Source organism: Nostoc sp., from assembly GCF_036917195.1.
GTDB lineage: Bacteria > Cyanobacteriota > Cyanobacteriia > Cyanobacteriales > Nostocaceae > Nostoc.
On sequence record NZ_JBALDG010000050.1, the window covers coordinates 118,583 to 130,943 of the forward strand.

The 12,361-nt window shown below is 40.8% G+C and carries 9 protein-coding genes; 1 reads left to right on the forward strand and 8 read right to left on the reverse strand.

Translation table 11 applies throughout. From position 1 onward, the window contains the following. Positions 1 to 126 precede the first annotated feature (126 nt). From V7K40_RS15870 to V7K40_RS15905, 8 genes are all read right to left on the reverse strand, one after another. Positions 127 to 1,125 (reverse strand): ribose ABC transporter permease, encoded by a 999-nt coding sequence (locus V7K40_RS15870; protein WP_334961180.1) that lies wholly within the window; start codon positions 1,123 to 1,125, stop codon positions 127 to 129. Next, positions 1,122 to 2,678, reverse strand: coding sequence for a sugar ABC transporter ATP-binding protein (locus V7K40_RS15875; protein WP_334961182.1), 1,557 nt, complete (start codon positions 2,676 to 2,678; stop codon positions 1,122 to 1,124). The genes V7K40_RS15870 and V7K40_RS15875 overlap by 4 nt, the downstream gene beginning before the upstream one ends. 252 nt (positions 2,679 to 2,930) lie before the next feature. Continuing rightward, a complete protein-coding gene (locus V7K40_RS15880) occupies positions 2,931 to 3,983 on the reverse strand; it encodes an ABC transporter substrate-binding protein (RefSeq protein ID WP_334961184.1) in 1,053 nt (350 codons plus the stop codon). A 120-nt stretch (positions 3,984 to 4,103) separates the two neighbouring features. After that, positions 4,104 to 5,117 carry an ABC transporter substrate-binding protein gene (locus V7K40_RS15885; RefSeq protein ID WP_334961186.1) on the reverse strand — a complete coding sequence of 338 codons (1,014 nt, stop codon included), beginning with the start codon at positions 5,115 to 5,117 and terminating at the stop codon, positions 4,104 to 4,106. Positions 5,118 to 6,078: 961 nt separating this feature from the next. Further along, positions 6,079 to 6,975, reverse strand: coding sequence for an inositol oxygenase family protein (locus V7K40_RS15890; RefSeq protein ID WP_334961188.1), 897 nt, complete (start codon positions 6,973 to 6,975; stop codon positions 6,079 to 6,081). 142 nt (positions 6,976 to 7,117) lie between these two features. Then, a complete protein-coding gene (locus tag V7K40_RS15895; protein ID WP_334961191.1) occupies positions 7,118 to 7,603 on the reverse strand; it encodes a gluconokinase in 486 nt (161 codons plus the stop codon). Between the two features lie 275 nt (positions 7,604 to 7,878). Then, positions 7,879 to 8,649, reverse strand: coding sequence for a thioredoxin domain-containing protein (locus V7K40_RS15900; RefSeq protein WP_334961193.1), 771 nt, complete (start codon positions 8,647 to 8,649; stop codon positions 7,879 to 7,881). A 42-nt stretch (positions 8,650 to 8,691) separates the two neighbouring features. Continuing rightward, positions 8,692 to 9,573: a 4-hydroxybenzoate solanesyltransferase gene (locus tag V7K40_RS15905; protein ID WP_334961195.1), complete on the reverse strand. Its 882-nt coding sequence runs from the start codon at positions 9,571 to 9,573 to the stop codon at positions 8,692 to 8,694. Positions 9,574 to 10,058: 485 nt separating this feature from the next. On the opposite strand from V7K40_RS15905, the gene V7K40_RS15910 reads away from it, so the two are divergent. Further along, on the forward strand, positions 10,059 to 11,711 hold the full coding sequence (locus tag V7K40_RS15910; RefSeq protein ID WP_334961197.1) for a Ppx/GppA phosphatase family protein: 1,653 nt from the start codon (positions 10,059 to 10,061) through the stop codon (positions 11,709 to 11,711). Positions 11,712 to 12,361: the final 650 nt, after the last annotated feature.

A 12,361-nucleotide genomic window follows, 5' to 3' on the forward strand; every position in this document is an offset into this window, starting at 1 on the left:
TGGGCACTTGTACTGAGCGAAGTCGAAATATTGGGCACTTGTACTGAGCGAAGTCGTTGGCGCAGCCTCTGGTAGAGAAGTATTGGGCATTACTTATTCTTTGCGTCCCTGCGCCCCATTAATTATTTACCGTCTGGAACGTCTGCGGAGTCGGTCAATCATTACTGCCAAAATAATTACTAGTCCTTTGACGACTAGTTGCCAGAAGTAAGAGAGGTTCAACAGGGTCAAACCATTGTTGAGAATAGCAATGATTAATGCACCTAAAAGAGTGCCGCCAATGGTACCAATACCACCGGTAAAGCTGGTTCCACCAAGAATAACAGCAGCGATCGCATCTAATTCGTAACCTTGACCTACGATGCCACTAGCACTATAAAGACGGCTGGCACTCATGATTCCTGCTAAACCTGCCAGTAATCCACTAATACCATAGACGAATAACAAGACACGATTAACTTTAATCCCAGTTAATCGGGCAGCCCGCTCGTTACCACCGACGGCATATATCTGCACTCCTAAAACAGTTTGCCGCAGCACAAACCAGCTAGCGATTACAGCTAGGAGCGCAATTATCACTAGCCAAGGAAAGGGTCCGACATATGTATTACCCACCCAAGCAAAATTTATGTCACGGTTAATCACCGTTGTCCCCTTGGCAACTAAAAAGGCAACACCTCGCAAGGCTGTAAGTGAACCCAGCGTCACAATAAAAGGTGGTACATCCAAAAAGGTAATGAGAGCGCCGTTGAGTAAGCCTAAAAGTAATCCTGCTAGCAAGGCAGCAGGTACAGCTGCCCAACTTAAAGCTGGCAGTAGTGATACTAGCAGGGCAACTACGGCAGAAACAGCCAATATTGACCCAACTGAAAGGTCAATACCTCCGGTGAGAATCACAAAGGTCATTCCTGTCGCCAGCACAATATTGATTGATGCCTGACGCAGGATATTAACGATATTACCGCCTGTGAGGAAGTTGGGAGAAAGGAATGCAAATAAGATGCAGATAATTACTAAGATTGGCAGAATACCCGCAACTTCCAGTAGAGTGCTAATTGATTTCCGGTTGCGGGATGTGGGATTGTTGGCTAATTTATTGGTAGGCGGTCTGACTGTCTGACTCATGATTCTAATACCTCCGATGCTCCAGTTGCATAGTGCATAATTTTTTCTTGGGTAATTTCTTTACCAAGACTGCCGTCCAGTTCGCCTAGCAGCTGGCCTTCTCGCATTACCAAGACGCGATCGCTCATGCCGACAATCTCTGATAGTTCGCTGGAAACCATTAAAATAGCAACACCTTGTGCTGCCAATTCGCTCATAATTCGGTAAATTTCACTTTTGGCACCGATATCTACGCCGCGTGTCGGCTCATCTAACATCAAGACTCTCGGTTTAATGGCTAACCAACGCGCTAGCAGTAGCTTCTGCTGATTACCGCCAGAAAGATCCAGTGCTCTAATTTCCAAATTGGCTAGGCGGATGTTAAAGTTCTCTACCGCGGCTGTTGACAGCCGATTAACTGAACCCCAGTTAACAATTCCACCCTTTGCATCTTGCTTGAGTGTGTTAATGGCAATATTCTTGCGGGAACTCATCTCCAGAAATAAACCTTGGTCTTTGCGGTCTTCTGGCACGTAGCCAATTCCCGCAGCAATGGCATCACTGGGTGTATTAATTTCCACTTTTTTGCCATTCAAGAATACTTCACCACTGGCTTTACGGTCTGCACCAAAAATCAGCCGGGATAGTTCTGTGCGTCCGGCACCAACCAGCCCTGCTAAACCGACAATTTCTCCAGCATGAACTTTAAAACTAGCTGGCTCAATCTTTTTGCGGGCGTCGCTCATATTTCTGACTTCCAGCACGACTGGCCCCGGATTCATTTGCCGTTGATGTTCGTAAAAGTCTTGCATGGAGCGACCGACCATCATCTGCACCAATCGCTGTGGAGAAATTTCACTGCGTGTCAAACTACCAATATATTGACCATCGCGCAGTACGCTAATCCGGTCAGCTAGGGCATAGATTTCTTCCATACGATGGCTGATGTAGATAATGGCAATGCCATCACGCCGCAGTTTGCGAATTACCTCAAATAAATGCTCGCTCTCGCGGTCAGACAGGGCTGCTGTTGGCTCATCCATTACCAAAACGCGGCTTTTGTCTTTTAATGCTCTGGCAATTTCTACTTGCTGCTGTTCTGCGATGGACAAAGTACCAACTACAGTCTGCGCTGTAAAATTGGCTCCAAGGCTTTCCAGCACTTGCTCTGCTTCCAGGTGCATCCCTTTGCGGTCTAAAAACTGACCTCGCCGCAACTCGCTACCCATAAACATATTTTCGGTAACGGTTAAATTAGGCGCAACATTCAGTTCTTGATAAATAAGATTAATACCTGCCTTGCGTGCTGTCCCCGGATCAGTAATTTTCAGGGGTTGACCATTGATGCGAATTTCTCCTTCATCGGCAATGTAAGCCCCAGCCAGGATCTTCATCAATGTGCTTTTGCCTGCTCCATTTTCACCCATGAGGGCGTGAACTTCTCCTGGATAAATCGTGAGATTAACATTTTGGAGCGCAGATACACCATGAAATCGCTTGGTAATCCCTTGCATTTCTAATACAGGGGTGGTGGTTGGTGCATCAGGAAATGAGGTTTCAGTAGTTGTTGTCATCAACAGTTCCTCTAAAAACAATTTAAAAATTACAATTGTGAGTTAGAAATCAATAAACTCAAAAATGATCTGAAATTAAAATCATCACAAAATCATGTTTTAAAACCAACCACTATCTGGGAAACTCGTAAACTTTGTCTTTCAACATTTAAAAATTTTCTCAGATGCACATATATACATCATGAGTATGCACCAAAAGACTCAACTCAGATTAGAAATAATTTTTAATTGCAAATTCACAATTTTTATTATTTACCAGCCTTTTTCTGTGCTGACATTATCTTTTGTGATCAACTTAACTGGAATCAAAATGGTGGGTGACTCAGGTTTTTTACCATTTAAAATATCGTTTCCAACCTGAACTGCTTTTTGGGCCATCCCTCGTGGATTTTGAGTAGCAGTTGCGGCATATAAACTATCTTTAGAACCGATCGCAGTGATTGCTTCTGGCGCACCATCAACCCCTACAATAAAGAAATCTTTACGTTGTGCTTGCTTTGCTGCTAGTTCTGCGCCAACTCCACTCGGATCGTTAATGGCAAAAACAGCATCAATCTTCGGAAAGGTTGTGAGCAAATCAGTCATAACTCTAAGTCCTCCATCCCGACTACCGTCTGCATTCTGGTTTTTAGAGAGGATTTTGATATCGGGATATTTAGACAATATATTCTCGCAGCCACTAACTCGCTGAATCACCGAGTCCACTGGCGGTCCATTAACTATTACTACATTGCCTTTGCCTTTAAGGCGGTCAGCAATATATTTGCAACTAACTTCTCCAGCTTGGACATTATTAGTAGTGATGGTGGCATCCACACCTCCCTCAGCACCTGTGTCTACGGCAATGACAATTCTACCTGCTAGTTTAGCCTTTTCAACTATTGGCTTAATTCCACTTTTATCAGCAGCATTCAAAACAATGATGTCAGTATTGGCAGCAGTAAAATTTTCAATTTGATTGGCTTGTTGGTTAAGGTCATAAGCACTGGAAGCTATAGTAACATTGACATTCTTTCCACCAATTCTCTTCGCTTCTGCCTCAACTGCTTGTCCCATAACGACGAAGAAAGGGTTACTTAGATCACCAACGGTGAAGGCAACCGATCGCAACTTTGTATTCCCAGTGGCGGTTTTAATTTCTGCACTAGTATTGGTAACAGGTTTAATATCAGTGTTAGTAGCAGTGTTGCCATCGGAAGAACCATTTGTACAGCCGACAAGGTTACTACTGATGATACCTAGTATGCTAGCTGCGATTACGCGAAGCGCAACACCAGAGGTAAACGCAATCTTTTTCACATTCATATATCTCCTAAAAGTCATTCTTACTTACACCAAATTTAGAAACGATGTATTGTTAAAAAAACAGAGTAAAGTATTGTAACCCTCCTGTACCAAGCCTTTTCTGCGTGTTGTAATTACGAATTACCAGCCTTTGTAGCTGCTAAGGTTCTCTCTAGTAACCAACTTGACTGGAATCATAATCTCAGATGACTCAGGTTTTTTACCCTGGATGATCTCGTTGCCAATCTGAACCGCTTTTTCAGCCATCCCTGCGGGATTTTGAGCCGCAGTTGCAGCAAATACACCATCTTTGTCTTCCATTGCTTTGGTTGCATCTGGTGATCCGTCAACCCCAACAATAAAAAATTCTTTACGTTTTGCTTGTCTAGCTGCTAAATCTGCGCCGACACCGCTTTGATCGTTAGTGGCAAAAACGGCATCAATTTTCGGAAAGGTTATGAGCAAATCGCTCATAACCCTCAGTCCTCCATCCCTAGTCCCTTCTGCGTTTTGGTCTTTAGAGATGAGTTTGATATCAGGATACTTGGACAATGACTTCTGGCAGCCACTCACTCGCTGATTTATTGAGTCCATTGGAGTCCCGTTGAGGATGACTACACTACCTTGACCTTTGAGGCGATCGGCAATATATTGGCAAGCAACTTCTCCAGCTTGGGTATTGTTGGAACTAATCATCGCATCCACATCTGCATCAACGGCTGAATCTACCGCAATGACAACCTTACCTGCAAGTCTTGCTTGGTCTATTACTGGTTTAACTCCTTTTTTGTCAACAGCACTGAGGATAATTAAATCAGTATTCGCAGCAGTAAAATTTTCAATTTGGTTAGTTTGTTGGTTCAGGTCAAAGCCACTGGAAACCGCATTAACTCTGATATTCCCCCCGATTTTCTGGGCTTCTGTCTCAGTTCCCTTCTGCACTGCATTATAGAACGGGTTACCCAAGTCACCAAGAGCAACGCCGATTGTTTGCAATTTTTTATTTGGATTACTAACCTGACTCTCTAAACTAGTGTTGGTAGCAGTGTTAGTAACAATATTACTAACAGTGTTGTTATTTTGAGCGTCATTTGTACAACCAACAACACCAAAACCTAATATGCCAATTATGAGCAAAATTCTCTTGATATTCATCTATTTATAACAACGGATTGAAATTTTAAAAAGGTTAGTAGAATATAAATTTGCCAATTTGTCACAACATGAGCTAGATCTGAAAAGTTTTTGCCAATTTGTCACAATATGAGCTATATCTGAAAAGTTTAGACATAACCTAGCAATACTGCTAGTTTTGACAATTTCAACTCATCTCAAAGGTTTTATAATGTGACCTGATTTGAGTTAGCGCTATTAATTGCCCTAAATTTATATGTTTTGTTTGTTAAAGCAAAATCAAAAGTCCTACGCTACATCAAAAAATTACATTTCCTTTGTCAAACTATATTCGGAAGTGCAAAGGCTAAAAATAGCGTTAAACTAAAATTATTAGAACCTGACTTATCAAGTTGCGAATTTATATTTGGTTTTACATTAATTTTAGTTTAACCTGCATTATTCCAACATATGAGCGCCGTTTATGGAACTTTACAAAGTTAATAAAACTGTTCCATCTCTATATAGTTTAAGCTTTTTGTACTAGAGAATTTACGAAAAAAAAGTAGTTTTGAGCTTAAGTATAGTTTAAAAAACTTAACATATTTCACTAAACTTGAATGGAAAAATTTAATTCCGTAGAAGGTAAATGTTTACTTTTAAATCTATCTTTTAGGGGTAGAAATATATAGCCAATTCCCATTTTCATAAATCCTGTTGCCTGATTTTCAGAGTAAACTCAAATATGCTTGTCAAATGCACTTAGTTGTTATACTAAGTAGCCAAAGTTAGTCTTGTTATATCTCGAATAGAATAATTCTTTGGATAGAGAAAGAATGAACATCAAACATGTCATTTGCAACCCATTACTGCTGTTGTCAAGATGTGAAAGAACGGACGTAATCAGTATTAGGGAAAAATAATCACAATCTCCACAACCCCAATCAGTTATAATATCTGTAGGGTATTTTTTAAATTATTTGCCTTTGCTATTAGCAAAAATTTATAATTTTAATGTTGAGGGGAAATATTTAGCCACTAAATCTTCATAGAAAGGCTTTAAATTTTGCCAATTAGGAGGATTAGGGTTCTTTGAATACAAATCGTAGGGATTAAATAACTTCACCCATTTAAACATTTCTTTATCATGTTTATCCATCAAATGTTCGTAAGCATTTTCGCGATGTTGAGGATAAAATGAGTGATAGCGGAGGATGTACAATGCAGATTCGGGCAAATAGTTTTTCATCATGTAATATACATACTCATCATGTCCCCATGACATATGTACATTACTCAAGCCACAATTCGGCTCGTAAACACCATATGTAGTATTATATATAGGGTTATTGTAATCAGGGTTTTCTTTGAAAAATTCCGAGAAAACAATTTTATCAGAAAATGCACAACCCACAGGAAAGGTATCGCCTACTGTGGCCCATTGGGGTTCACCAAATAAACAAAGTACCTTCCCCATATCGTGAAACAAGCCAGTAAGTACCATCCAGTCTGGGTGACCATCGGCGCGAATGGCTTCTGATGTTTGTAATAGGTGCTGTAACTGATCTAAGTCTGTATCAGGATCTGAATCATCAACCAATTGATTTAAAAATTCCAATGCATCCCAGACAGACATTTCTTTCTTATCCAACTTCAGAAAGTGTTCTTTTTTCTCTAATACAAAATTATAGGTTTGATTGATATGATTTAACCGATAGAACTCTTTCACAGTGTCTCTAGTAGGCGCTTCGTAATTCCTGTACTCTTCGGTTGTTTTACCTTCTTTAACTATGCTGTCCAGATCGGGATAGCGATTAAGTAAGTCTTCTTCCCATTCTTCTAGCGAGTGTAAAGGATTATTTTGAGCTTGGTCGATGGCATTACTTAGAGTTTGAGACATATCTTTTGAGTTGTCGATATTGATTTGTTAAATGGTACTTTCACGCTCCATTGTTTGCACACGTGTGCAAACAAGATTATTTTTGCACAGGTGTGCAAAAAATGCATGTTAAGTTTTTTATCATGCAGTTGTAACCAATAAGCTAAATTCCCAAAGCCGTTCTAATGTTTTGGACAATTACCTGGGGTGGCTGTGCAACATCCATAGATATAGTGTCTAATGGTTCTTCAAGAGTTATAAACTGGCTGTTGAGGAGTTTTTCGGTCATGTAGTGATTGTGACGCTCTTGCAACCGCATTTGAATCAACTCATAAGACCCTTTGAGGTAAACTAGCTTGATGCGTTCGCTATCGAATACCAGAAATTGCCGATAGCTGGCTTTTAAAGCCGAACACGCCAGCACTACATTTTTATTTTCTTCCAGCCAATGTTTTATGGCTGTTTGCAAATCTTGCAACCAAGGCGTCCTGTCAGCTTCACTTAGAGGGATACCGCGCCGCATTTTCTCAACATTCTCTGGCGAGTGGAAAGCATCAGCGTCGCTAAACTCCCAGTCTAACGAGTCTGCTAGCAGTTTTCCTATAGTGGTTTTGCCAGAACCGGATACACCCATTACGATAATAATCATAGACGGCTTTTCCCAGCATTTTTAAGAGTGATTGAGTAGCATTTGAGTAGCATAAATCAAAAATCTGGGCACTCAACCGAAATTATTTCTGGGTAGCAGTAATACTTCAAGACTGTAGCCACGTCATCACCAATCCACAACGCCATTTTATCGGGCGTGATCCAGAGGCGATCGCCAACGTAGTAAACTTAATTAAATTGTCTCTTAGTAAGCGGCTCCATCCCTATTTTAAGGACTAAAGTCCTTACTACAAACCTTTAATTATTCACGCCCACTTACTTAGCACCAGTCAATATACTTTCGATATCTGCTAGCTGCACCACTCCTGAAACAGTTAAACTATTAATTACAAAGAAAGGTGTGCCAGAAACAGCCAATTTCTCTGCTAATTGGATATCTTTTGTAATCGCGGGAGTAGCAAGAGTCAGATCGCGTTTAAATTTACCCAAATCTAGCTTCAGTTTTTTAGCAATATCTAAATATAATGCCTCACCTAGTTGCTTTTGATTAGTAAATAGCGCATCATGATATTCCCAAAATTTGCCCTGCTGATATGCTGCCCAAGCTGCTGTCGCAGCTGGCAATGCTTCAGTATGAATTGAAGTCAGCGGTAAATTCTTGTAAACTAATCTTACTTGATCTGGATACTTTACTAACAATTGTTTCAATGTTTTATGCGCCTCAGCACAATAGGGACATTGAAAATCTGAAAATTCTATTAGCACAGTTTTTGATTGAGTTGAACCTATGGTGGGAGACTCACCAATCACTGTTTGAGGATTCGTCTTTAAATCCTGTAAAAATGCTTGCTGTGCTTGCTTTGTTTTCTGTTGTTGTTGCTGCTGATAGGCTTGAACAGATTCGATAATTGCCTCTGGATGTTCGCGGAGAATTTGTAATACTTGCTGTTCCAGTTGCGGATCAATACGGCTAGCAGCTTGTGCAGTAATTGACCAGGTGACAACAACTAAACATAGCAGACCTATTGCTGTCCAAGTACGCACATACTTAAACAAGGGACTAAACAAATCAAAGAATATACCCATAAATACTTCTTCCAGGGGATTCTATACATTACTTTTTACTTGTTAAAAAGATCCAGCAATCATCCCAGCAAGTAAAATAAAACCAATCCACACGTTTTGCCGGAACATTTTACCATAAACAGGATTAGGTAAGTCTCGCTGTCTTAATCGTAGAGACTGCCAAATCCATCCGATAGTAGCAACTGCAAGGCTAATCCAGAAGGCGAAGTGTAGATGTCTGAGTACACCTAACCAAGTCAATAACAAGATTGTGCCAGCAAAGAAAATTCCAATAGCTACAGGGGCATAATTCCCAAAAAATAGAGCGCTAGAATTAACACCAATGCGGCGATCGTCTTCCTTGTCGCTCATGGCGTAAAGTGTATCAAATCCCAATGTCCACAGTACAGTCGCGCCCCAAAGTAACCAAGTTGGTTGGGAGATGGTTTGTGTCACTGCACTCCAGCTAATCAATACCCCAAAACCCCAAGCGATGGAAAGCACCAGTTGCGGCACAGGAAACACCCGCTTTGCGCCTGGATACAGCAGAATTACAGGCACTGCTGCCACACATAACCAAAAACTCAGGGGGTTAAGATAAAAGGCCAGGATAGCTGCACATGCTAACGATACGATCGCGACTACAATCCCAACTTTCACAGACAGAGCGCGAGAAGCCAGGGGCCGATCGCGTGTTCTCTCCACATGTGGATCAATATCCCGATCCCATAAATCATTGACAACGCACCCAGCCGCACTCGTGGCGAGAGTACCCAATATAATCACACCAACCAGAGGCAAAGGCGGTTTCCCAGAAGCTGCCAAAAACACAGCCCAAAGGGCAGGAATCATTAAAATTAAGCGTCCTTCTGGTTTATGCCAGCGCAAAAGCCGGATAATTACAAGCCAAACTGGTTGCTGGGGGCGTTCTGGCGTCGTTAACATAGAAATCAACAAATAACTTTAGATAGATGAATTCACACATCTTTACATCTCATCTATAGAATAACGTTATTTGATATTTATAAAAACATGCCTCTATTCGCCGAATTATGCCAATAATACAGCATCAATCCAGCAGGTAACAGGCTATTCCGATTTTCTATTATTTAATTTACATATCTTTACATCTCTTTACATCTAAAGAATAACGTTATTTGTTATTTGTAAAAACATAACCCCAAGTGGCAACTTAAAATATCTTTAAATAGTCACTATGGTTAGAAACAGTAAGGTGAATATACTTAGCTTAATTCCCCTCGACCAAAGATGAAGAGTGCTGAGTATTTTTTAACTTACTGAGTACGGGCTAAACCCTAGCTATCCGCTAACAGCACTCAGTTTGAGCAAGTGTGTTGCAACAAATATCAGTGCCAGCTACCCCAACATATCACCGTTTGCCATCATTTCTTATAAAGAGAGAAAACTAGATGCTGAATTTAGTTTCGGCTAGCTGGGAGAGTATTCCAACTCAACCACCTAAGCAAGATCGGATTATTGCTGCCATTGACTTGGGAACAAATTCTCTACACATGGTAGTAGTCAAAATTGATCCCACACTACCAGCCTTCAGCATTATTGCTAGAGAAAAAGAAACTGTAAGACTTGGGGATCGCAATCTTACCACTGGGGAACTCAAACCAGAGATAATTAAAAAGGCGATCGCTGCTTTAGGACGCTTCCAAGAAGTTGCCAAAACTATCAACGCTGAAACAATCATTGCCGTGGCAACTAGTGCTGTGCGGGAAGCCCCTAATGGTAAAGATTTTTTGCACAGAATAGAAACAGAGTTGGGTTTAAGTGTTGACTTGATTTCTGGTCAAGAAGAAGCGCGACGAATCTACCTTGGCGTGCTGTCGGGCATGGAATTTCACAACCAGCCCCAGATGATTGTTGATATTGGCGGTGGTTCCACAGAGTTAATTTTGGGCGACAGTCACGAACCGCGCACTCTCACCAGTACCAAAGTCGGTGCAGTGCGACTCACTAGCGAGTTAATCACCACTGATCCCATCAGCAACACTGAGTTTCACCATCTGCAAGCCTATGCACGTGGGATGTTGGAACGTTCCGTGGATGAGGTGCTAGCAAATCTCCAGCTTGGGGAATCTGCGCGTTTGGTGGGTACATCTGGCACAATTGAAACCCTGGCGATGATTCATGCAAGAGAAAAGTCAGGTGTTATTCCTTCCACTTTAAATGGCTACCAGTTCAGTTTTAAAGACTTGCGAGAGTGGGTAAATCGCTTGCGGAAACTGAGTAACTCAGAAAAAGCTGCGATTCCCGGTATGCCAGATAAGCGGGCTGAAGTTATACTCGCTGGCGCGGTGATATTACAGGAAGTGATGACCTTTTTGGGTAGTGAATCGGTTACAGTCTGTGAGCGTTCTCTGAGGGAAGGCGTAATTGTAGACTGGATGTTAGCCCACGGTTTAATTGAAGATAAGCTACGCTACCAAAGTTCAGTTCGGGAACGCAATGTACTAAAACTCGCTAATAAATACCACGTCAATTTAGAATACAGCGATCGCGTGGCAGCATTTACCCAGAGTTTATTTGACCAAACTCAAGGTACACTACACCACTGGGGATCTGATGAGCGACAACTGCTGTGGGCAGCTGCAATCTTACACAATTGCGGTCATTATGTCAGCCATTCGTCTCACCACAAGCACTCTTACTATCTAATTCGCAATGGTGAGTTACTCGGTTATACAGAAACTGAGATTGAAATCGTTGCCAACTTAGCGCGTTATCATCGCAAATCACCGCCCAAGAAAAAACATGAAAATTACCAGAGCTTGCTGACTAAACAGCAGCGACAAATGGTCAGTCAATTGAGTGCGATTCTGAGATTGGCAGTGGCATTAGATAGACGACAAATTGGTGCGCTCGCTCAAGTGCAATGTGAGTATTATCCACAATTGAGGAAGTGTAATTTACTAATATTCCCCTCTCAACCTAATGATGACTGCGCCTTAGAACTCTGGAGTTTAGAATATAAAAAAGGAGTGTTTGAGGAAGAATTTGGTGTAAAATTAGTAGCGAGTTTAGAAAAGTCTAGCGTTGCTAGCTTCTCCTAGAAACTAGAAATTAGGGTGCGTTAATGCTGTGTAACGCACCTGCTGAATAAAGTATAAGCGCTCATATATGCGCCACTACAAATTATCTATGATTTACGCATATGCTTTCAAAATTTTAGTGAAATTATCATATACTTTTTCATCATACTTAAGGATGAATTGATCAACTACCCAAAGAAGTAAGTGGACAAGAATAAATCAAACTGTGTTACACAATGTAAAATTATTAAATTGGCTACTAGCAAGGGTTTCAGCCATTACTACAAACCTTTAATTGTTTACGCTTACTTACTTAGTTTAAAAACAAAAATTAGAATTATAATTGGACTAGAGTTAACAATCTATTTAATGTAGGTTATGTTGCTATAGGATATCTAAGCTGGGAAAACTTAGATATCCTTTTATGAAATTTCAATCAAGCAGGTTAAATTGCTCAGTTTTCTGCATTGGAGAATACTCAGGCTTCAGCATGTAGCTTGCATTTATTGATTGTGAGAATTCTTCAGCTTTGAGAACTATGATCGATATCAAAGCTGGAGGTAAAAATCTAATGAATAGACCTCTTGCAAAATTATTTTCTGGTATGATTAAGGATTTTGTCGCTTAAATTAATTGACCTATGCGATACGAGCAAACAAAAAAGTTATCGA